The following is a 23,019-nucleotide window of genomic DNA, read 5'->3' as shown; positions in this document are numbered from 1 at the left end:
TCCACGGTTGCCCCAACCCCTGATGGCGCTGGCTCGCCATCGAAGGCGGGCTCGAAATCATGGCAAGCCTCGAAGGCCTGTCGCGATCAAGCCCACTCCAACACGCGCCTATGTCGCCCCATGGCCACAAAAGAGCACGTACATCCAATTTTTCCCACCCTGGCCCCGTCACTATCGCATCAAGTTCCGGCGCTTCGACGCCGGTCGTTTTTCAATTGTGCGGGGCGGCCATGATTGTTTCGCGTTGGGATGAACGGGCTCGGGACGTCGGGCTGCTTTTCTTGCGGGTCAGCGCCGGGTTGTTCCTGTTGTGGGTGCATGGTTTGCCGAAGTTGCTCGACTACGCTGTCGAGTTGCAGCGCATCGAAGACCCGTTTCACCTGGGGGCGAATCTCACGCTGATGCTGGCGATTTTTGCCGAAGTGCTGTGTCCGTTGCTGATCATCGCCGGGGTGCTGGTGCGTCTGGCCTGCCTGCCTATTCTATTTGTGCTGCTGGTGGCGTTGCTGATCGTGCATCCGCAATGGAGCTTGGCCGAAGGCCAGTTCGGCTGGCTGTTGTTGATTCTGTTCACCAGCATCCTCATCGCCGGGCCGGGGCCGCTGGCGTTCAACCATCGATTTTCCGGAGCCTTTCGTTATGCCTGAATCCACTTTGCTCGATACACCTGTGCGCGGCTTCGAGGAGGTCGTGACGCTGATCATCAAGCACCGGGTCAAGGCCGGGTTTGAAGTGCCTTACGAAGCCTGGCTGCGCAACATTGTCCGAGTGGCCGGGCAGTGGGACGGGCACTTGGGGGTGGACGTGGTGCGTGGCAAGAACGCCGGCCTCGACACCTACACCTGCGTCTTGCGGTTCTGCTCCACCGAGGCGATGCAGCGCTGGCTGGATTCGCCGCAGCGTCAGGAGCTGATCGCCGAAGCCACGCCGATGCTGGCCGACGGCGACCAGACCGAAGTCAACCCGGTGAACGAATTCTGGTTCGCCCCACCGGCCGAGGCGGGCTCGCCACCGCCGCGCTGGAAGCAGGCGGTGGTCACGCTGTTGGTGATTCTGCCGCACACCTTGCTGGTGCCGCTGCTCTGGGGACCGCTGTTGAAGCTCAATGCCTGGCTCTCCAACTACGTGGTCGCGACCTTTCTGATCACCCTGACCATCGTGCTGTCGGTGGTGTACCTGTTCATGCCAATGGCAACGCGTTTGTTCGCGCCTTGGCTATCCTCATCCACCCAGACCAAGGAAACGCGATGAACGCCGATCTGATTCTGTTCAATGGCCAATTTCATACCGTTGACCGTGAGAAGCCGCTTGCCAGCGCGGTGGCCATCAGCGATGGCCGCTTCGTCGTCGTTGGCAGCGATGCCCAGGCCATGGCCCTGCGCGGTTCGGCCACGCAAGTGATCGACCTCAAGGGGCGCTGCGTGATTCCGGGCCTCAACGACTCGCACTTGCACCTGATCCGTGGCGGCCTGAACTACAACCTCGAACTGCGCTGGGAAGGCGTGCCATCCCTGGCCGATGCCTTGCGCATGCTCAAGGACCAGGCCGATCGTACGCCGACGCCGCAGTGGGTGCGGGTGGTGGGGGGCTGGAACGAATTCCAGTTCGCCGAAAAGCGCATGCCGACCCTCGAGGAACTGAACCAGGCCGCGCCCGACACCCCGGTGTTTGTCCTGCATTTGTATGACCGCGCCTTGCTCAACCGCGCGGCGCTGCGGGTGGCCGGTTATACCCGCAACACACCGAATCCGCCGGGCGGCGAGATTGTCCGGGATGCCAATGGCGAGCCGACCGGCATGCTGGTGGCGCGACCCAACGCGATGATTCTGTACTCGACGCTGGCCAAGGGGCCGAAGCTGCCGCTGGAGTATCAGGTCAACTCCACCCGCCAGTTCATGCGTGAACTCAACCGCCTGGGCCTGACCAGTGCCATCGATGCCGGGGGTGGTTTCCAGAACTATCCGGACGATTACCAGGTCATTGAGCAGTTGGCCAAGGATGAGCAACTGACCGTGCGCATCGCCTACAACTTGTTCACCCAGAAGCCCAAGGAAGAATTGACCGACTTCAAGAACTGGACCAGCAGCGTGACCCTGCACCAGGGCGACGATTACCTGCGGCACAACGGCGCCGGGGAAATGCTGGTGTTCTCGGCGGCGGATTTCGAGGACTTCCTTGAGCCGCGCCCGGACCTGCCGCAAACCATGGAAGACGAACTGGAGCCGGTGGTGCGCCATCTGGTCGAGCAGCGCTGGCCGTTCCGCCTGCACGCCACCTACAACGAATCCATCAGCCGCATGCTCGACGTATTCGAAAAGGTCAACCGCGACATCCCGTTCAATGGTTTGCCCTGGTTTTTCGATCACGCCGAAACCATCACCCCGCAGAACATCGAGCGGGTGAGGGCGCTGGGGGGCGGCATTGCGATTCAGGATCGCATGGCGTTCCAGGGCGAATATTTTGTCGAGCGTTACGGCGCCAAAGCCGCCGAAGCCACGCCGCCGATCAAACGCATGCTGGCCGAAGGTGTGCCGGTGGGCGCCGGCACCGATGCGACGCGGGTATCGAGCTACAACCCGTGGACTTCGCTGTACTGGATGGTCAGCGGCCGCACCGTCGGCGGCATGGAACTGCATGCCGAAGGCCTGTCGCGCCAGACCGCCCTGGAACTGTTCACCCACGGCAGCGCCTGGTTCTCGTCCGAACAGGGCAAGAAGGGCCAGATCAAGGTCGGGCAATTGGCCGACGTGGCGGCGTTGAGCGCGGACTTTTTCAGTGTCGACGAAGAAGCGATCAAGTGGATCGAGTCGGTGCTGACCGTGGTCGGCGGCAAGGTGGTGTACGCCGCCGGCGATTTCGAAAAACTCGGGCCGGCCAGTGTGCCGGTGCTGCCGGACTGGTCGCCGGTGGTGAAAGTACCCGGGCACTGGCGGCCGAACTCGCCGCTGCAGGCGCAGGTTCACCAGTGCAGCGGACCGTGCGCGGTGCATTCCCACAGCCACGAGCGTGCGCGACTGTCGAACGCGCCGGTCAGTGACTTCGCCGGTTTCTGGGGCGCCTTCGGCTGCTCGTGCTTTGCCTTCTGACGAATATAAAAAAGCGCCGGCCCGATGGCCCGGCGCGATCTGCAATATCCATCCACCAAGGAGTTTCTTATGAGCAATGTTCCTTACAAACGTCTGAACAAAGATGACGCTGTCGTACTGCTGGTCGACCACCAGACCGGCCTGATCTCGCTGGTGCAGGATTTCTCGCCCAACGAGTTCAAGAACAACGTGCTGGCCCTGGGTGACATCGCCAAGTTCTTCAACCTGCCGACCATCCTCACCACCAGTTTCGACAGCGGCCCCAACGGCCCGATCGTGCCTGAACTGAAAGAGCAATTCCCGGATGCGCCCTTCATTGCCCGTCCTGGCCAGATCAACGCCTGGGACAACGAGGATTTTGTCAAAGCCGTGAAGGCCACTGGTCGCAAGCAATTGATCATTGCCGGTGTAGTGACGGATGTTTGCGTGGCGTTCCCGACCCTGTCGGCCATCGCCGAAGGCTATGAAGTGTTCGTCGTCACCGACTCGTCCGGTACCTTCAACACCACCGTGCAACAAGCAGCGTGGGCGCGCATGTCGGCTGCCGGTGCGCACCTGCTGAACTGGTTCGCCGTGGCCTGCGAACTGCAGGGCGACTGGCGCAACGACATGGAAGGCCTGGCGAATCTGCTGTCGAACCGCCTTCCGAACTACCGCAACCTGATCAACAGCTATACCAAGTTCACTGCCAAATAAGCCGTCTCACTGACACCGCGAAATGCCCGCCTGTTGGCGTGATGTTGTTCTGTAGGAGCGAGCCTGTTCGCGATGGACTTGAGAGCGCCGCGTTTAGCCAGTAAACACGCGTTTTCTTTGACGACCATCGCGAACAGGCTCGCTCCTACAGGAAAACATTACCCGCAACGGCGGGCATTTTTGCCTCAGCGCTTTTGCAACCAGCCGAGAAACCCTCCTTTCTTGATCGGTACCGGTTTGCTCATCAATGCCAGCCGGCTGTTCTGCTCCCGCACGGCTTGCAACTTGTTCAACGCCTGGCCGACTTCGCTGCGCTGCTCCATGCAGTGGCGGGTGAGGGATTTGTCGAGGCGGTAAATGATGCACGAGGTCAGGGTGGTGAACGTGGCTTGTGAGGGGGTGTCGGCGAGGATGCTTTGTTCGCCCATGACTTCACTCGGCCCCATCCGGCCGGCTTCGGTTTGACCGGCGCCGTCGGGCACCGAAGCACTGACGACGCCGGTGGCAATCACGAACAGGCTGTCGGGCACTTCGCCCAGCCCCAATACCACCTGGCCCGCAGAGTACTGTTGCGCGGTCATGGACTGCGCCAATTGATCGCGTTCGTCTTCACTCAGCGAGCGGAAAATCTTCACCTCGTCGAGCAAGGCTCGTGCCCGCGTCGAAGGCTCGATCACGCCATCGAGCTGCCGGGAAATGCCGGCCGCTTCCAGGTGACGATGGGCCAGGTCGAACAATTGATTACGCACTTCGCTTTTTTTGCCCAGATCGGCGATGAAACCGCTGGCCACATACTCGGACAGGGTTTCGCCGGCTTCTTTCAACACCGCTTTGGGCGCCGGGTTCAAGAGCAGGCTGCTGCTGCCCTGAAGCGTGCGGTCCAGGGCATCGAGGACTCGGCGCGGACGAATGTGGTTGGGTACCTGAATGCTGATCGACACCCCGTGCATGTTGCTCGGGCGACTGAGGTTGACGATCTTCGCCTTGGCCGCCACCGAGTTCGGCACCACGGCGGTACTGCCGGCGCTGGTGAGCAGGTGGGTGGCGCGCCAGTCGATGTCCAGCACCTTGCCCTCGACGCCGTCGATCGAGATCCAGTCGTCCACCTGATACGGCTTGGTGGTGTTGAGCACGATGCCGGAAAACACATCGCTCAAGGTGCTCTGCAACGCCAGGCCGACCACGATGGCCACCACCCCGGAGGTCGCCAGCAGCCCCTTGACCGGCAGCTCCAGCACGTAGCCTGCCGCCGCAACGATCGCGGCCAGAAACACCAGTGCGCCGATCACATCCTGCAACAGCCGGCCGCTGTGGCCGATACGCCGCATCAGCACCAGGCCAATGGCTTCGGTGAGCACCCGCGCCGCGTACAGCCACCAGAGAATCCCCAGGGCCGTGGCCCCCAGTTGCGCCACGCGATCATCGGCGAACACCGGTGCCTGCAACGGGCTGATCCCCGCATTGATGATGAGCGTACTGAAGGCCAGGAACAGGCCGGTGCGCCAGCCGATCCGGGTGACGCGGTGCTTGAACGGTGCGAGCTGCCAGAGCAGCGCGTCGATCACCAGCAACAGGGCGCTCCAGGACAGCAGGTGAGCCAGGAGAAAGGACATGGGCAAACTCCATTTAAAAAGGGCGGACCGAAAAAAGCCTGCCCGAGGGCAGGCTTTCTACAGGACTCAGTTCAAGTGTGTCTTGAGCTCCAGTGCTGCCTGGCGCACCGCTGCCTGGACTTCTGGAATCCGGCTCAGCGGATTCAACAGGCCGAAGTCATGGATCATGCCGTTGTAGCGCACCGCCGTGACCGGCACGCCCGCCGCGTCGAGGTGACGGGCATAGGCTTCGCCTTCATCGCGCAAGACGTCGAACTCGGCCGTCTGCACCAGGGCAGCGGGCAGGCCTTTAAGCTGTTCGGCGGTGGCCTTGAGCGGCGAGGCGTGGATCTGCGCACGCTCGGCCTTGTCGGTGGTGTAGTTGTCCCAGAACCACTGCATCATGCCCTTGGTCAGGAAGTGGCCCTCGGCAAATTGCTGGTAGGAGCCCGTGTCGAACTGCGCGTTGGTCACCGGCCACATCAATAACTGAAAGCGCAGTGCCGGGGTTTTCTGTTCCTTGGCCATCAAGGCAACGACCGCGGCCATGTTGCCGCCGACGCTGTTGCCGGCCACGCCCAGGCGCTGGCCATCGACGCCGATCTCCTTGCCGTGTTCGGCCACCCAACGGGTCGCGGCGTAGGCCTGGTTGATTGCGGTCGGGTAATGCGCTTCAGGCGAGGGTGTGTAGTCGACATACACCGCCACGGCACCGGAACCCACCACCAGATCGCGAATCAGCCGCTGGTGTGTCGGGAAGTCGCCCAGTACCCAACCGCCACCGTGGAAGAACATGAACACGGGCAACTCACCTTTTACATGGGCCGGACGCACGACTTTGAGTTTGAGGGTCTGGCCATCGACCGTGATCGCCCGGTCGCTCACCTCGACACCGGACAGGTCCACTTTCACCGAGGCCTGGGCGCCGGTCAGCACCGCACGGGCGTCTTTCGGGCTCAGTTGCTCCAGCGGTTTGCCACCACCGGCAGCAAGGGTTTCGAGGAAGGCCTGGGTGTTGTGTTCGACACCGGGGCTGCCCGCGGCGAATGCATTGCCGATGGACAGGGCGAGGAGGGAAGCGGTCAGGGTTTTCTTGACGATGTTCATGGCAAATCCTTTTTGAATTCTTGGACGTTGAGTACCTGGGTTCAGGTTGCTGGTGGCTGGGCGATTCAGGCCTCGGCAACACCGTGAGCACAGATTAATAGGGTGCCGAAACGGGAAAAAGCCGTTATAAAGCGTTTAACTGTCAACCGGGATGTGACAATGAACCCCTTCGAAGATATGCGTATTTTTTGCCAGGTGATGGACTCCGGCAGCTTTACGGCCGCTGCCGATCAACTGGGGCTGTCCAAGCAATTTGTCAGTCGGCGCTTGATGCAACTTGAAGAGCGCCTCGGCGTGCGATTGCTCAATCGTTCGACCCGGCGACTGGACGTCACGCCCCTGGGGCAGAGTTATTACGAGTCGGCCCTACGCTTGCTGGGCGAGGTCGAGCAAGTGGAGCAGGGCATCGCCGGCCAGACCACCGAACCGCGCGGCACCCTTCGCGTCAGCGCGCCGCTGTCGTTTGCGTTGGCCCATCTGGGGTGCTTGTTGCCGGTTTTTTTGCAGCGCTACCGCGAGGTCACGGTGGAAGTGGATTTGAGCGACCGGCCGGTGGACTTGCTCGGCGAGGGCTACGACCTGGCGCTGCGCATCGGCATTCTTGAAGACTCGACGCTGATCGCGCGGCGCATCGCTTCCATCCAGCGCGTGTATTGCGCCAGTCCCGCTTACCTGAGCGAGCGTGGCACGCCACTCAAACCCGAAGACTTGCACAACCATGACTGCCTGCCTTACGGCCACGGCCGCCAGGTGCAATGGCGTTTCGCAGGGCAGGGCAAGCCGCTGGCCGTCAACGTCACCGGGCGCATGCGGGTCAACAACGGCGAGTTGCTCAAGGACGCAGCGATTGCGGGAATGGGCATTACGTACCTGCCGACGTTCATTGTCGGTTCGGCATTGAAGGACGGGCGGCTGGTGCCGGTGCTGGATGAGTTTCGACCCGAGCCGCTGACGCTGTCGGCGGTCTACCCGCAACACCGCCAGTCATCGCGACCGGTGCAGGCGTTGATCGAGTTTTTGCGCGAGCGGCTGGATCAGAGTAATGGGGACAGCCCCTTCAATAGGGAGGGCGCCTGACACGCCGCGTTCGCCGACAAGCCAGCTCCCGCAGGGGATTTTGGGCATATACACAAATGTGTGACTGCCCATAAAACTGTGGGAGCGTGGCTTGCCCGCGATGGGGCCCGCACATCCAGCATCGATGGTGCCTGACCCACCGCCTTCGCTGCGATGCGACGCCCCGACAAGCCAGCTCCCACAGATCGTGTGTTGATGAGTAAATGTCAGGTCCGTTTGTCATCGCCTGCTTCGCCACCCACATGCACGCCGTGATCGTCACCCACTTCACCATTGGCGTGAACGCCGTGATCATCCCCGATTTCGCCAGCGCGATGGACCCCGTGGTCGTCGCCTATCTCGCCGCTACGATGAACCCCGTGGTCGTCGCCTATCTCGCCGCTACGATGTACCCCATGGTCATCACCCGGTTCCGCGTGAGTGCTGCTGCGTCCCGAGTTGGAGGAGGCTGTGCTGCCGCTGTGTCCCGAGCCATGGTCGCTGCCGCTGTTGCTGCCACTTCCACCGTGGCCACTGCCGCTACCACCATTACCGCCGCCACCGCTTCCACCGTTACCGCCACCACCGCCGCCACCGCCACCGCCACCGCCGCCACCGCCACCACCATGGCCGCCACCCCCTCCACCACTACCCCCTTCTTTTGCGTGAGCACTCGAAACCCCGGACAGGTTGTCCGGAATCAGTACGGTAGACGCCGACAGAACTGCGCCAATAGCAACCGCCAGCATGAGCTTGTTCATGTGCATATCGATCTCCGTCTTCTTCAGGTGGAACGTTGATAAACAATGCAATGCATTGCTTTATTCAGCAGGAACCGTCGATAAACACCTCAACGTCCGGCTTTATTCATTTACAAACTCGATAAATCGCCCATCGCGCTGCCAGTCCCGCTGCCAGGGCTCAATGAATGCTCGAGGCCAGCTCGAAAATGGGGATGTACATCAGGATCACGATCACCCCGATCAACAGGCCGATGAAGGTCATCAGCAAGGGTTCGAACAAGCGCACGAACCATTCGATCCAGCGGCTGATTTCTTCGTCGTAGAAGTCGGCGCTGCGCTCCATCATCTGCCCGAGGTTGCCGGACTGTTCACCGGCGCGCAGCAAGCGCAGGGACACCGGGGTCACCAGTTGATTGAGCTCCAGTGCCGTCGACAGCGATTGCCCCTCGCGTACCCGTTCGCAGGCCTGGTCCAGCCGTGTGCGCGAGGCCACGGTGAGCAGGCCCCGGACCATGCCCATGGCGGTGACCAGAGGAATGCCGCCCTGCAAGAGGATCCCCAGGGAGCGGTAGAAGCGCGCCAGTTCGTACATGAAAATGCGCTGGTGCACCGCCGGGAGTTTTTCGATCAAGCGGTCCACGCCCCGACGAAAGGCCGGTTGGCGCTTGAGCAGCGCCAGGGTGACGATGATGGCCAGCAAAGCAGCGAAGAACTCGCCCTGATGGGCGTGCAGGAACATGCCGCTGCTCATCAGGATCTGCGACAACCACGGCAGGTTCGACCCCAGCCCCTCGAACACAAGGCTGAAGCGCGGCACCACATAGCCCATCAGAAACAGCACCACGCCACCGCCCACCACCAGCAACAGCATGGGGTAAATCGACGCGCTGATGATCTTCTGGCGAACCTCGTCCATGCGTTGGCGATAGCTGACATAGCGGCCCAGGGCTTCGCCCACGGCACCGGTCTTCTCGCTGGACTGCACCAGGGCCACATACAACGGCGGGAACACCGCCGACAACTGGGCCAACGCCTGGGAAAACGATTTGCCTTCATAAAGCAGACGCACCAGCTCGCTCAGGGTCTTACGGGCCTGGGGCGCGGTTTCTTTTTCCGCCAGGCTTTCCAGGGCATCGATCAATGGCAGGCCGGCATTGAGCAAGGTGGTCAGTTCCTGGCTGAACAACACCAGGTTGAACGTCTCGCGCTGTTTCAAGCGCAGCGCCCGCCAATGACGTTCGGCGTGCAGGCTGACCACCCGCAGGCCCTGGTCTTCGGCGATGCGCCGCGCCTCGCTGTGACCGGGCGCCTCGACGGTCATGGAAACCACGCCGGTCTTGCCGACGGCTTTGAGATGAAATCGCATGGTGGCCATTTCCGTCACTGCCAACTGGTGATTTCAGCGTTCTCGCCTTCGCCGCCGGGTTGCCCGTCCTTGCCCAGGGACAGCAGGTCGTACTCGCCGTTTTCGCCAGGGTAGCGGTAGGTGTAGTTACGGCCCCACGGATCCTGCGGCAGCTTTTTCTGCAAGTAAGGACCGGTCCAGTGGGGTTCATCACTGGGCGCGGTGACCAACGCCTGCAAGCCCTGTTCGGTCGATGGGTAATGGCCGACTTCGAGGCGATACAGGTCCAGGGCCTTGCCCAGTCCTTCTATTTGCGCCTTGGCCACTTTCACTTCGGAACGGCCCAGTTGCGCAAAGTACTTCGGCGCGACGATGCCGGCCAACAACCCGAGCACCACCAGCACCACCAACAATTCGAGCAAGGTGAAGCCGCGTTGGGCACGCGGGGCGAAACACAGACGCTGATTCATGATGACCTCACACAGTCGGCAGAAGGGTCGCAACAACGCCTTATGCAATTGCCATGCAAAGGGCCGGCGAAGCCCTTGGCATCCTCCTGTACCCCGCGTGCCACGGGCTTCTGCGCTTTCGGCACAGTGCTTGCGTATGCCTGATTCACGACTGGCCATTGGGGCATAACCCCCAATTTTCGGGGCCGGGCAGGGGAGGCGGAACCATGAAAACTCTCACCACGGGAATGCTCGGCTGCCTGCTGCTGGCGGGCGTCGCTCAAGCCGATGTGTTCGTGTCCACGGATGCCAAGGGCAACTTCGTCCTGTCCAATGTCCATCGCCCCGGCCGGCACTATGAACGGGTCATCCACGAGCCTGCCGTGGCGGTAGTCAGCCTCGATCAACAGCCGCAGATGATCGCCGCGCAACCCTACGCCGAGCTGGTGTCGGCGGCGGCCACGGCCAATGAATTACCGGCCGCGCTCTTGCACGCGGTGATCAAGACCGAGTCGGCCTACAACCCCAGTGCGGTGTCAGCCAAGGGGGCCGGTGGCCTGATGCAGTTGATGCCAGACACGGCCCGCGAGATGGGCGTGACCGACGTCTACGACCCCAAGGCCAACATCCAGGGCGGTGCCCGTTATCTCAAGCGGTTGATGACCCTGTTCGACAACGACATCGCCCTCGCCGTGGCCGCTTACAACGCCGGGCCGCAAGCCGTGCTCAGCCGGGGCGGCGTGATCCCGCCGTTTGCCGAAACCCAGCGTTATGTGCCCAGCGTGCTGCGCCAGTACCGGCGTCTGCAGGGCTTGTCGGCGGATGCCCCACTGTGAGCGAAAGCCGTGGGGTGGTTTTCCCCAACATTGGGGCAGGGTGGCCCCGGCGAAAAAGTGGGGAATAAGTGGGGAATTATCCCCCGAGCTATCAACTGAAAATCGTAACTGGCTGAAAAATAAACAGAATTTTTATGGCATGCGGATTGCTCAACGGAGTTGTCGAGAATTATTCCCTGTGAGCATCCACAGCGAGGCCCGTGATCATGACCGGCATTTTCCACGCACCATCCGTATTCCATTTGTTGCTGCTGGCGGCCTCGATGTTCGGCGTCGAACTGGCCGAAGCGGCAGTGCGCTGTGAGCGCAACCTGGTGGCCAACGTCGTGGCGCTGGACCAGCCACTGATGTTCAACCGCCTCGGTGCGCAAAACGTCAACGGCATGATGTTCGCGTTGCGTCGCGACGTGGTCGATGACCATGAGATTTCCCTGGCTCAGGGCGGCGCCGCAGTGCCGGGCAAGGTGTCGCTGCGTCCCGACAAGCGTCCGCGTCCGCTGGTACTGCGGGTCGCCGCCGGTGATTGCCTGACCATCAATCTGCAGAACCTCCTGGCCTATCAGGCCAACCCCGGTTCCCACGAAAATGGCGGAGTGGAGGGCGAAGTCGAAGTCGGCAACGAAAATGCCTTCAAGGTCGATGAACAGGTCACTGACCGCCATGTCGGTTTTCAGGTCAACGGCATGCAAGCGGTCAACACCATCGACGACATCGCATCGTTCACCGGACGCAATGCCAACACCTTGATCCCGCCCGGTGCCACCCGCAGCTACACCTTGTACGCCGAGCGTGAAGGCGCATTCGCCGCCAGCAGCCGGGGCGCGACCTTCGGTGGCGAAGGGGCGGCCGGCAACGTCGCCAACGGGCTGTTCGGCGAAGTGGTGGTGGTGCCCAAGGGCGGTCGCACCTACCGCAACACCGTGACCGAAGAAGAGATGCGCCTGGCCACCACCGGGCGCACCCCGGCCGGCCAGCCGATTGTCGATTACCAGGCGCGCTACCCGCAGCGCCAGCCCTGGATACGGGAAGGCAAGGCCGGCACGCCGATCATCAACATGGTCGACGGCAACGAAATCATCTCCAGCGAGAGCGACGCCATCGTCATGGGCAGCAACGCCGACGGCAGCTTCCCGCCCTCGACCTATCCGCTGGAATCGGTGGGCAAACGCAACCCGGCGCTGCCCAATCGTCTGGAGCCTTTCCGCGACTTCGCTTCGCAGTTCCAGGATGAAACCGCCGCGACCCAGGCGTTTCCAGGTTACTGGGCCGACCCGGTCATGGCCCACGTGCTGGAGCCGACCCGCGATGGCTTCATGATCAACTACGGTTCCGGCGGCATGGGCGCCGAGGTCGTGGCCAACCGACTGGGCGTGGGGCCGATGCACGATTGCCTGTCCTGCGCCTATGAAGAATTCTTCCTCAGCTCTCACACCGTCGGCGACGTGGCGATGCTGGTGGACGTCCCGGCCAACGCCGGGCTGGAAAACATTCGTCCCGGTGAAGTGCCCAGGACCGATCAGGTCGGGGTCAAGGCGACCATGGCGCTGTATCCATCCGAGCCGTCCAACGTCAACCACAGCTACATCGGCGACTTCGTCAAATTCCGCAATACCCACAACGGCCATGAGCAGCACATTTTTCACCTGCACGGCCATCAGTGGCTGTTCAACCCCAACGACGACAACTCCGACTACGTGGATGCCCAGGGCATCGGGCCGGGCGCCGGCTACACCTATGAAATCGCCAACGGCGGTTCGGGCAACCGTAACCGGGTAGCGGGCGATGCGATCTATCACTGCCACTTCTACCCGCACTTTGCCCAAGGCATGTGGAGCATGTGGCGGGTCCATGACGTCTTTGAAGAGGGCACCCGACTCGAAGTCTCGCAACAGGGCGCCGACGGTTTCCACAGCGAACCCTATGCCCTGCGCAGCGGTAAACCGGCGGCGGGCGCACGGGCCTTGCCCGACGGTGAGATTGTGGCCGGCACGCCGATTCCGGCGGTGGTGCCGTTGCCTGGCAAAGCCATGGCGCCGATGCCCGGCAAAGTCGCAGTCGTGCCGAAAATCAGCGAGACCCTTGTGGCCGCCAATGATGACGTTGAAGCAGGCGACGATGACAGCGGGCATCATGGTGGCAACGGCGGCGCCCAGGCGATTGGTTCGCTGGCGCTGGTGGATCGCAGCGAAGCCAACCGCAACGCCGACGGCAGCCTGAAAAACCCCGGCTATCCCTTCTGGATCGGCGGCATGGAAAGTTCGGTCGGCCAACGCCCGCCGACCCCACCGCTGGACATGCTCGACGCCGCCAAGGCCCAGGCCTTGAAGTCGAGTGGCAATGCCTTGTGGGCCAACCTCGACCCGGCTCAGTCCGGTGGCTGGGACGGCGGCCTGGGGCGTCACTCGCTGGACGGTTTCTCCTCCGGCGGCGAGGCGCACACCGTGACCACCTCCCTGGATTTCTCCAAGGAAGTGACCCGCGCCAAGCCGCTGTACCTGCCGGAAGAAGGCACCGAAGTCGAACAGGCAGCCATGGCGTTCCACGCCAAGAAAGAACACCCCAGCTTCGCCGTGCTGCCGGGCAACCAGGTGGTGGCGCGCAACTTCCGCACCAACGGCGCGCTGCCGATGGCGGGCGCACCGTACTACGAACCGTGCATGGATGACCGGGCCAAGCGCCTGACCAGCAGCGCCGGCAGCGGCGAGTTCAACAGCGGCGAGCGGATCGACGGCATGTCGTTCAGCGGTGCCTCGACCTTCACCGCCGACCGTCCGCGCATCTACAAGGCGGCGAACATCCAGTTCGACGCGGTGTACAACAAAGTCGGCTACCACTTCCCGCAGGCGCGCATTCTCGCGCTGTGGGAAGACGCCTGGCCGGTGATCACCAAGCAGCGTCCGCCAGAGCCGCTGGTGATGCGCATGAACACCTTCGATTGCGTGCAGTACCAGCAAACCAACCTGGTGCCGGCCGTTTATGAAATGGACGACTATCAGGTGCGCACACCGACCGACGTGATCGGCCAGCACATCCACCTGCCGAAATGGGACCTGACAGCGGCCGACGGTTCGGCCAATGGCTGGAACTACGAAGACGGCATCCTTTCTCCGGGTGCCGTGCAAGAACGCATCCACGCCATTCGCCAGTTCAACCAGTGCGAAGGCACCGACCCGCGCGACGGCACGGCCGCGTGCCCGAAAGCCAAGGCGCACCCGTTCTTCGGTCAATACGGCCGGGCCGACTGGGTCGGGGCGCGCACCGCGATGCAACGCTGGTTCGTCGATCCGGTGGTGAACACCAAGGGCGTCGACCGTGGCCTGGGCACCATCTTCACCCACGACCACCTCGGCCCATCGACGCACCAACAGATTGGCCTGTACGCCACCGTGCTGGCCGAACCGGCCGGTTCCACCTGGTTCCACGCCGAAACGGGCGAGCCGTTGTACAGCGGCGCGCGGCAGGACGGTGGGCCGACCTCGTGGCAAGCGGTGATCTCTACCGGCGACCTGGACGGTGACGGCAAGAACGACAGCTTCCGTGAGTTCTTCCTCGAATACAGCGACTTCCAGCACGCCTATGAAGCGGGCGTCTACGTGGGCGCCGGTCCCAATGGCATTCCTGATGCGCAAAGCTTCCCGGCCACCGCCGACAGCTTCCGCTACGCGATCAATCCGCCGGTGCGCAAGGAAGCCGAGACCCTGCTTGAGCAGGTGGTCGAAGCCCGTGGCGGCTTGATGCAGGGCTGCCCAAACCGGCCTTGCCCGCAAGCGATCTCGGTCGATGACCCCGGCATGTTCGTGGTCAATTACCGCAACGAACCGCTGGCCCTGCGGGTGTACGACCCGAACAAGGTCGGCCCGGACGGCAAGCGCGGCATGCAGGCCGATGGCCTGGGCGGCGACCTGGCGTATGCCATGCAAAGCCGTACCGACCGTGCGATCCCGGCGATGAACCTGGCGCCGAACCTGATCACCGCGGCCACCGGTCCAACCGGCGGCACCACGCTGTTCCCGCCGCACATCAACAAGGGCGGCGCCGAACCGGGTGACCCATTCACTCCGATGCTGCGCACCTACACCGGCGACAACGTGCGGCTGCGGGTGCATGCCGGCGGTCACGAAGAGGAGCACAACGTCACCCTGCACGGCGTGAAGTGGCTGCAAAGCGGCTCCGGTTTCGGCAACAGCTCCAACTCCGGCTGGCGCGCGTCGCAGATGATCGGGATTTCCGAGCAGATGGGCTTCATCGCACCGGTGTCGATGCTCTCCAGTTCGGCGGCCACCACCGGTGACTACCTGTACTCGATGGACGCCTCGCTCGAAGGTTACTGGAGCGGCATCTGGGGCGTGATGCGCAACTACACGGCCCAGCGCAACGATCTGTTCGCGCTGCCGAACAACCCGAAACCGGCCGGCATGCGCAACACCGTGGCCTTCGATGGCACTTGCCCACGGATCGGCGCCAACCCCAACGGCATCGGTACCCGGCCGACCCCGCAACGCAACTATGAAGTGGTCGCGGCCCTGGCCAACGACATCCTCGGCAACCCGTTGGGGCTGGCCATCGGTGACTCGGCGGGGCTTGGGCAGCATGTCGGCGGGCCGCTGAATCCGGCCGGCGGCACACTGGTCTTCAACTCGCGGGCGGTGAGCATTCCGCAAGTCACCGTGACCGACCCTCAAGACGGTGTGACCTTCACCATCGGTGGGCAAAGCGGGCCGTTGCATGACCCGACCGCGATCCTCTATGTGCGCAAGACCGACCTTGATCCGGTCACTGGCAAACTCAAACCCGGCGTGCCGGTGGAACCGCTGGTGCTGCGTGCAGCGGCGGGTGACTGCATCAACATCACCCTGGAGAACCGTCTGCCCAGCGTGATGCCGGACCTGCCCCAGACGGCCACCGTGATGGGCATGGTCAAGCGTGACCGCAACAACGGCGAGGGCTCGACCACCTTCAGCAATAACCTGCTGCGGCCATCGAGCACCGTGGGCCTGCATGCACAATTGCTGGCTTACGACATCACCAAATCCGACGGCACCAACGTCGGCACCAACCCGATCCAGACCGTGCCGCCACGGGTGGGCAACACCGGACCGTACCCGACCCGTACCTATCAGTACTACGCCGGGCACCTGGAGCGTGAAGGCAAGCCGATCACCCAACTGGGCCGCAGTGTCGACAACATCAACGCCACGGCGGTGGAATTCGGCGGGCTGAACATCACGCCGGCAGACGTGATCAAACAGCCGCAAAAAGGACTGGGCGGCGCGATGAGTATCCTGCCGGTCGGCGCCACCTGGACAGAAGACACACGCAAGGTCAATGCGACCGTCACCGCCCCCGGGCAAACCCCCTATCGCGACTTTGCCATGGTCTGGCAGAAGGCATTGAACATGCGCTGGGCCAATGGTCGTCCGGTGGAGGGCATTGCCTCGGAAGCGGGTGTACCGACCGATCCGCAGGACAACTCGAGCATGGCCATCAACTTCAAGACAGAGCCGATGTGGTACCGCTTCGGTCTTGCCCCGGATGCTCCGTTCGGCCACGCCGACGGGCATGGCTATGGCGATGTGCCGAACGCGCACATGGCCTTCAGCAATGCGCTGGTGGGGGGCGATCCGCAGACGCCTGTGCTGTACGTCAAACCGGGTCAACCGTTCCGCACGCACATCCTGATGCCGACCGGTGGCAGTCGTGGCACCACCTTCCAGCTCGACGGTCACGTCTGGTCGGTCAACCCGTTCCAGTCCGAGAAGAGCGACACCGGTGGCTACCCGATGAGCATGCCTGGCGTGGGTTCGGTGCGGTTTGGCTACAACCCGATGTCGATGTACATCGGTGCCCACGAAAGCATCCTGCCGGCGGCGCACTTCAGCTTCATGCACCCGAGTGCCGGGGGCAGCAACGCGATCCCGGGTGATTACCTGTTCCGCGATTACGGCGCCTACGGCAACACCGCCGGGCTGTGGGGATTGCTGCGGGTGACCAACGAACCGGAGCCGGCACCGGCGCCGTAGGCGAGAGGAATCGGCAGGAGAGAGCGCGATTGATTGTCTGTGGCGAGGGAGCTTGCTCCCGCTGGGCCGCGCAGCGGCCCCAAAAATCATACTGTCAATGCAGATTTTGTGAGTGCTGCGCACTCAAGCGGGAGCAAGCTCCCTCGCCACAGAAGCAGGCATCGCTGCTGGATAGGCAGACACAGATCTGAAGGGGAGTGTTGGCATGAACAGGACCATCAAAATCGCCATCGGTGTGTTGATTGTCGGCGTGGGGCTGATCTGCCTCGGGGTATGGCGCACATCACCCCCGACCTTGCTCAGCGACGTTGCATTGCCCGATACCTGGAGCGGCCAGTCGCTGGAGCGTGACGGCGTGTCGGTGGCGCTCGACGTCAAGCCGCTGGCCGCGGACGGCGTACTGCGCGAAGGGGAGTTCGCCGACGTGCAGTTCCGCATCACCGACAAGGCCTCCGGCCAACCCTTGGCAGGCGTTGCCCCCGGCGCCTGGCTGGACCCGGAAACCGTTGCCGCCGACCAGGCCCAGGGCCGCGAACAGAGCTGCAAGGCGCGGGTCGGGGTGTTCCTCAAGTCGAGCATCGGCGCGCGTCCCTTGCTCGATCTCAACAGCTACTTCCTCATGGTGATGAACCGCGATGCCAGTGTCTCGGTGGTCGACCCGTCGGTGTCGGTGGGCGGCATTACCAGCACCCTGGCGCGGATCGACATCAAGCAACCGCCAATGGACTGGGTCACCCCCAGGGACAACAAGCGGGTGTTCGTGTCGATGCCGGCGGCGGGTGAAGTCGCGGTGATCGACAGCGAGCAATTCAAACGGGTGGATTCGGTGGCGGCCGGCAGCCACCCGGTTCGTGTGGCGCTGCAACCGGACGAACGCTTGCTGTGGGTCGGCAACAACGCACAGGCAGCGGAGCAGTCCGGGGTCACAGTGATCGACACCCACAGCCTGAAAACCCTCAAACACCTGGCGACGGGGGGCGGCCACCACGAAATCGCCTTCAGCAAGGACAGCCGTTTCGCCTTCGTCACCAATCGCGATGACGGCACCCTCAGCATCATCGACATCGCCAGCCTGACCCTGATCAAACAACTCAAGACCGGCTCGCACCCGTTGTCGGTGGTGTACTCGCCACTGTCCGGCGCGGCTTATGTGGCCGATGGCAAGGACGGCACGGTCACGGTGGTGGACGCGGCGAGCCAGTCGGTGCGACGGGTGATCAAGGTCAAGCAGGGCCTCGGCCCGATGGGGTTCAGCGCCGACGGTCGTTTCGGCATCGTGCTCAATACCCTGGAGAACCAGGCCTCGGTGATCGACGCCGCCACCGACTCGCTGATCCATGAGCTGGACGTGTCCGCCGAGCCCTATCAGGTGGTGTTCACCAAGGCCTACGCCTATATTCGCGGCCTCGCCTCGCCCAAGGTGACGATGATCAACCTGGCGTCACTCGGCGAAGGCCGCACGCCGATCAGCCAGGGCTTCGAAGCCGGGCCCCAGGCACCGCGCCTGGCCGGGGACCTGCCATTGGCCTCAAGCCTGGCGGTGTCGCGGGACGACAACGCGGTGTTTGTGGTCAATCCGGTGGACAACACCACCTACTTCTACGCCGAAGGCATGAACGCCCCGATGTCCGGTTACCCCAACCGCGGGCAAGTGGCGCGGGCGGCGCTGGTGATCGATCGCAGTCTGCGCGAAATCGAGCCGGGGCTGTACAGCGCGCGGATCAAGCTGCCGCCGGCCGGACGTTTCGACGTGGCGTTCCTGCTCAATCAGCCGAACATCATCCATTGCTTCACCACCGTGGTCGAGGCCAACAAAAGCCTCGAGCCTCTCGTCGGCGTGCCCAGTGTGGAGTTCCTGCTCGACACCTCTACCGCCACGTTGGGCAACCCTTATGTCGTGCGTTTCCGCATCGTCCAGGGCAAGCAGAAAACCGAGCGCAGTGGGGTCAAGGACGTTTTGGTGCGCTACTTCCTGGCGCCGACTTCGCGGCCTCGGGAAGTCGCAGCCCTGGACGTCGGCAACGGTGTGTATGAAGCCCCGGTCGACCTCAATCAACAAGGCGCCTGGTACCTGCACGTGCGTGCGGCGTCACTGGGGGCGAATTTCGGCGACCAGACCTTTGCCAGTGTTCGGGTGACCCCCGGCCAGACTCATTGAAGAGGACATCGACATGAACCGATTTGCACACCGCGGCCTGCTGACCCTCTGCCTTCTGGCCGCGGGCATCGGCCAGGCACTGGCCCACTCGGCCGATGAACATGCCGGTCACGACATGCAGGCCAAGAGCGCCAGTCAGGAGAGCACCCAGGTCAAATTCGCCGACGTGGCGCTGGTGGATCAGAACGGCAAAACCGTCCGCCTGGAAAAAGACCTGGTCAGCAACAAGATCGTGGTCATGAGCTTTATCTACACCAGCTGCACCACGGTCTGCCCGGTGGTGTCTTCGATCATGGGCAAGGTCCAGAAACAGCTGGGCGCACGGGTGGGCAGCGAAGTGCAACTGGTGTCGATCAGCATCGACCCGCAGCGCGATGACGCCAAGCGCCTGAACGATTATGCCCGTACCTTCCAGAATGGCCCGGGCTGGAGCTGGCTGACCGGCACCACGCAGTCGGTCAACGAAACCCTCAAGGGCCTGGGCGCCTTCAGCGGCGACTTCAAGAACCATGCGCCGCTGATTCTGGTCGGCGATGGCAACAGCCGCCACTGGACGCGTTATTACGGGTTCACCGACCCGACGGTGCTGAGCCGTGAAGTCGAGAAACTCAGTGGTCAGCGCAATGCCCACGCCAAGCACACGGCCGTTGCCATGGAGGATCAGCCATGAGAACCCTCGAGCGCATGGCCCTGAGTGCCTGCCTGTGCCTGTTCAGTGCGCTGGCCTTCGCTCATGAAGGCCATCAAGAACCGGCACCCGCGGTGGCTGTCGCCGCGGCGCAACCGGCGGGCGGCACCCGCGATGCGAAAACCTGGTTCACCGACACGCCGTTGCAGGACCAGAACGGCAACACCCTGCGCTTCTTCAGCGATGCGCTACAGAACCGGGTGGTGCTGCTCAACGTGATTTTCACCAGCTGCACTGACGCCTGCCCGCTGATCACCCAGAAGCTCAAGCAAGTACGCGAAGTGTTGGGCGACCAGGCCGACGGCATCACCTTCATTTCCCTTACCAGTGATCCGCTGCGGGACACCCCGGCGGTACTCAAGGCTTACACCTTGAAGCAGGGCGTCGATGGCCCCCACTGGCTTTTCCTTACCGGCGACAAGGCGCAAATGGACCTTGTCCTGGGGCGCATCGGCCAGATCGTGCCGACCCCCGAGCAGCACTCCACGCAGTTGATCGTCGGCGACGTGGCCAATAAACGCTGGAGCAAAATCCGGCCTGATGCGCCCGCCGCCGCCATTGCCCAGCGCTTGCAGTTGCTGACAATGCCCGTGGTCGGGCGCTGAGTCCGGGCCATGAAAAAAGCCCTGATCCTCGGCCTGCTCATGGTGTCCGGCATCAGCCTGAGCGCCCAGGCGTTGACGCTGACAGCCAGTGAAAGCGCCGGCAAACGGCTGTACCGCGAGGGGGTGTCGGCCAGTGGCGAACCGATCATGGCCAGGGTCGGGGCGGCCGGCATGTTGCTGCCGGCCACCAGCCTGCCGTGTGCCAACTGCCATGGCAGCGATGGCCTCGGCCGTCCCGAAGGCGGCGTGCGACCGCCGGACCTGAGCTGGTCGCGGCTCACCAGCACCTACGGCCAGCAGCAAGTCAACGGACGCGCTTACCCGGCGTATACCGAAGGCACCCTGGCCTTGGCCATCCAGGAGGGCCGCGATCCGGGCAACAATCAGCTCGATCCGGCGATGCCCAGGTTTGTGATGTCGATCAAGGATCAGCGCAACCTCACGGCCTATCTCAAACGCGTGGCCGATGACCGAGACCCTGGCCTGAGCGCTGACAGCCTGCACCTGGGCACCTTGTTGCCGAGCACGGGGGCGCTGAGCGAGGAGGGCGCCACGGTGGCGGCGGTGCTCAACGGTTGCGTGGCGCGCATCAATGAGGCCGGCGGCATTCATGGCCGACAGTTGCGCCTGACCATTCTCGACCCCGGCCCGGACCGCGCCAGCGCCGAGCGTGCGTTGGACCAATTGATCGAGAAAGAGCAGGTGTTCGCCCTGATTGCGCCGCTGGCCCCGGCACTGGAGTCGGACCTGGCGCAGCGCCTGGAGCAGGCCGGCGTGCCGCTGATCGGGCCGCTGTCATTGCAGGGCACGGCCCAGGTCAGCCGGCAGATTTTCGAGCCGCTGCCGGGGCTGAGCGAACAAATGATTGCCCTGGCCAGTTACGCCGCCACCAGTCTGAGGGTGCTTCAGGGGCCGACGCTGATCGCCTATCCGGACGAGCCGGGTCAGCACCAGGCGGCGGAGAAACTAGCCCAGTACCTGCAAGCCAACGACTGGCAAGCCGTGCGCCTGCAAGCCTATCAATCGGCGCAGGACGAGTTGCCGCTGGGCGCGCGCTCGGTGTTTTACATGGGCAGCAGCGGCGGCTTCAGTCACCTCGCCGCGCGCCTGCAGACGGCGGGTCAAGTGCCTTACCTGTTCGCCGCGTCGAATCAGGTGGCGGGGGATCTGCTGCAAGTACCCAGTGAGTTTTCCCGGCGAGTGTTCCTGGCCTACCCGTTCGTGCCCAGCGACTGGACGCTGGCCGGACGCCTGGCCCTGACCCAATTGCGCCAGCGGCAGAAACTGGGCGGCGAGCACGCGGTCCTGCAGGTGGGGGCGTTCAGCTCGATGATGCTGTTGAGCGAAGGGATGAAGCAGGCCGGGCGAGACGCCAGCCGCGAAAAACTGATTAGCGCCCTGGAAGGCCTGCATGACTTCGATACCGGACTGACCCCGCTGATCAGTTTCGGACCGGGTCGCCGCCTGGGCCTCAGTGGCGCGCACATTGTCACGGTGGACCTGCCCGACCAGCGTTTCTACCTGGTTGCCCCCTACAAACCGATAGCCGCCATGCCCTGACCGGAGGCCGAACATGAAACTCAACACTTTGCTGATTCTGTGGGCGCTGTGGGTGCCGGCGGCTTACTGCAGCAACGGTCCGGCCGTGGCGCGGGTCAATGGCGAGGAAATTTCCCAGCTGCGCCTGGAGCGTTATTTCGCCGAATACCTGGAGGATCAGGGGCGCTCGGTGGGCAATATCCGCAATCCCAAGGCGTACAAGCAGTTGCGCAAGGCGGCGCTGGACGCGCTGATCGACAAGGAATTGCTCTGGCAGGAGGCACTCAAGCGCGGGGTGGTGATCAGCGATGCCACGGTGCAAAGCCAGGTCGAGCAGACACGCCAGGCCTTCGGCGGTGCCGAGGTGTTCGCCCGGCGCCTGGAAGACGCCGGTTTCGATGAAGCCAGCTACGCCGAATACACCCGGCGTGAACTGGCGGCTCAGCAAGTGTTCGCCGACCTCACCCGTGTCAGTGAGCCGGACGAACAGCAGGTGCAGGCGTTTTTCGAGGAACACCGCGCCGAGATGAACCGGCCCGAGGAAATACAGGTCAGGCATATCCTGATCAAAGTGCCTCAGGGGGCGGATGCTTCCACTGTTGAAGCAGCAAGACTACGCTTGCAAGCAATGCACACCCGAATCACCCAAGGTGCGGATTTTGCCAGTGTTGCCAGGGAGGGGTCTGAAGACGCCTCGGCCAGCGAAGGCGGCGAACTGGGCTACTTTCCTCGGGGGCGGATGCTGCCGGAGTTCGAAGCGACAGCCTTTGCCCTGGCGCCGGGAGCCGTCAGCGAGCCGGTGCGCACGGCAGTGGGCTGGCATTTGATCCTGTTAGAGAACCGAGTGGAGGCAACCGATGTCACAGAGGAGCAAGGACTTGACATGGTTAGGGCGTACCTTGCCCGACAGAAACAGGTTCAGGCTCGTCTGCAGGCACTGGCGCAATTGCGTTCCGGTAATCGGATCGAACGGGTTGACGATGATTGAGCGTTTCCCCAAAAGTGGGGAATCGATTCAATGCAAAGCCGTTCGCTTTCCCCCGTTTTTGGGGGGAGTGGTCAGTGGACGAAAAGGCATTGTTTTTAAATTCAAGGACAT

The 23,019-nt window shown here is 63.1% G+C and carries 17 protein-coding genes; 12 read left to right on the top strand and 5 right to left on the bottom strand.

The features are described from left to right. The first annotated feature begins 230 nt into the window (after positions 1 to 230). The 4 genes from F7R06_RS12925 (at position 231) to ycaC (ending at position 3,782) form a co-directional block, all read left to right on the top strand. Positions 231 to 647, top strand: coding sequence for a DoxX family protein (locus F7R06_RS12925; protein WP_090319191.1), 417 nt, complete (start codon positions 231 to 233; stop codon positions 645 to 647). Then, positions 640 to 1,251: an antibiotic biosynthesis monooxygenase gene (locus tag F7R06_RS12920; RefSeq protein ID WP_090319194.1), complete on the top strand. Its 612-nt coding sequence runs from the start codon at positions 640 to 642 to the stop codon at positions 1,249 to 1,251. Before F7R06_RS12925 ends, F7R06_RS12920 begins: the two co-directional genes overlap by 8 nt. Continuing rightward, on the top strand, positions 1,248 to 3,086 hold the full coding sequence (locus F7R06_RS12915) for an amidohydrolase (RefSeq protein WP_090319197.1): 1,839 nt from the start codon (positions 1,248 to 1,250) through the stop codon (positions 3,084 to 3,086). The genes F7R06_RS12920 and F7R06_RS12915 overlap by 4 nt, the downstream gene beginning before the upstream one ends. A gap of 69 nt (positions 3,087 to 3,155) precedes the next feature. Next, entirely contained in the window at positions 3,156 to 3,782 is a 627-nt protein-coding gene (ycaC, locus tag F7R06_RS12910) for an isochorismate family cysteine hydrolase YcaC (protein WP_047530725.1), read from the top strand. 185 nt (positions 3,783 to 3,967) lie between these two features. Here ycaC and F7R06_RS12905 read toward each other — a convergent pair whose 3' ends face one another. Continuing rightward, positions 3,968 to 5,395, bottom strand: coding sequence for a mechanosensitive ion channel family protein (locus F7R06_RS12905; protein WP_090319199.1), 1,428 nt, complete (start codon positions 5,393 to 5,395; stop codon positions 3,968 to 3,970). A 66-nt stretch (positions 5,396 to 5,461) separates the two neighbouring features. Then, positions 5,462 to 6,481: an alpha/beta hydrolase gene (locus F7R06_RS12900; RefSeq protein ID WP_090319202.1), complete on the bottom strand. Its 1,020-nt coding sequence runs from the start codon at positions 6,479 to 6,481 to the stop codon at positions 5,462 to 5,464. Positions 6,482 to 6,640: 159 nt separating this feature from the next. On the opposite strand from F7R06_RS12900, the gene F7R06_RS12895 reads away from it, so the two are divergent. Then, complete coding sequence (locus tag F7R06_RS12895) at positions 6,641 to 7,558, top strand: LysR family transcriptional regulator (protein ID WP_090319205.1); 918 nt, start codon at positions 6,641 to 6,643, stop codon at positions 7,556 to 7,558. A 206-nt stretch (positions 7,559 to 7,764) separates the two neighbouring features. Here the strand turns inward: F7R06_RS12895 and F7R06_RS30750 are convergent, their stop codons facing one another. The 3 genes from F7R06_RS30750 to gspG all read right to left on the bottom strand — a co-directional run bounded on the left by F7R06_RS30750 (position 7,765) and on the right by gspG (position 10,095). Then, entirely contained in the window at positions 7,765 to 8,304 is a 540-nt protein-coding gene (locus F7R06_RS30750) for a hypothetical protein (RefSeq protein WP_162842366.1), read from the bottom strand. Positions 8,305 to 8,458: 154 nt separating this feature from the next. After that, on the bottom strand, positions 8,459 to 9,646 hold the full coding sequence (locus F7R06_RS12885) for a type II secretion system F family protein (RefSeq protein WP_090327250.1): 1,188 nt from the start codon (positions 9,644 to 9,646) through the stop codon (positions 8,459 to 8,461). Positions 9,647 to 9,660: 14 nt separating this feature from the next. Continuing rightward, the gene (gene gspG / locus F7R06_RS12880) at positions 9,661 to 10,095 is read right to left on the bottom strand and encodes a type II secretion system major pseudopilin GspG (RefSeq protein WP_090319209.1); all 435 of its coding nucleotides are present in this window, start codon (positions 10,093 to 10,095) and stop codon (positions 9,661 to 9,663) included. A 206-nt stretch (positions 10,096 to 10,301) separates the two neighbouring features. Between gspG and F7R06_RS12875 the strand changes: the two genes are divergently transcribed. From F7R06_RS12875 to F7R06_RS12845, 7 genes are all read left to right on the top strand, one after another. Further along, positions 10,302 to 10,910: a lytic transglycosylase domain-containing protein gene (locus tag F7R06_RS12875; protein WP_090319212.1), complete on the top strand. Its 609-nt coding sequence runs from the start codon at positions 10,302 to 10,304 to the stop codon at positions 10,908 to 10,910. A 206-nt stretch (positions 10,911 to 11,116) separates the two neighbouring features. Further along, positions 11,117 to 16,930 (top strand): manganese-oxidizing multicopper oxidase MnxG, encoded by a 5,814-nt coding sequence (gene mnxG, locus F7R06_RS12870; RefSeq protein ID WP_090319215.1) that lies wholly within the window; start codon positions 11,117 to 11,119, stop codon positions 16,928 to 16,930. 205 nt (positions 16,931 to 17,135) lie between these two features. Further along, positions 17,136 to 19,088 carry a YncE family protein gene (locus F7R06_RS12865; protein ID WP_090319218.1) on the top strand — a complete coding sequence of 651 codons (1,953 nt, stop codon included), beginning with the start codon at positions 17,136 to 17,138 and terminating at the stop codon, positions 19,086 to 19,088. 13 nt (positions 19,089 to 19,101) lie between these two features. Beyond that, the gene (locus F7R06_RS12860) at positions 19,102 to 19,758 is read left to right on the top strand and encodes an SCO family protein (protein ID WP_090319221.1); all 657 of its coding nucleotides are present in this window, start codon (positions 19,102 to 19,104) and stop codon (positions 19,756 to 19,758) included. Beyond that, positions 19,755 to 20,381 carry an SCO family protein gene (locus F7R06_RS12855; protein ID WP_090319225.1) on the top strand — a complete coding sequence of 209 codons (627 nt, stop codon included), beginning with the start codon at positions 19,755 to 19,757 and terminating at the stop codon, positions 20,379 to 20,381. Before F7R06_RS12860 ends, F7R06_RS12855 begins: the two co-directional genes overlap by 4 nt. Before the next feature lie 9 nt (positions 20,382 to 20,390). Further along, the gene (locus F7R06_RS12850; protein ID WP_090319228.1) at positions 20,391 to 21,941 is read left to right on the top strand and encodes an ABC transporter substrate-binding protein; all 1,551 of its coding nucleotides are present in this window, start codon (positions 20,391 to 20,393) and stop codon (positions 21,939 to 21,941) included. 13 nt (positions 21,942 to 21,954) lie between these two features. Then, complete coding sequence (locus F7R06_RS12845; RefSeq protein ID WP_090319231.1) at positions 21,955 to 22,908, top strand: peptidylprolyl isomerase; 954 nt, start codon at positions 21,955 to 21,957, stop codon at positions 22,906 to 22,908. Positions 22,909 to 23,019: the final 111 nt, after the last annotated feature.

Source organism: Pseudomonas moorei, assembly GCF_008801475.1.
In the GTDB taxonomy this organism is placed as follows: domain Bacteria; phylum Pseudomonadota; class Gammaproteobacteria; order Pseudomonadales; family Pseudomonadaceae; genus Aquipseudomonas; species Aquipseudomonas moorei.
This window is presented reverse-complemented; position numbering and strand designations above follow the sequence as displayed.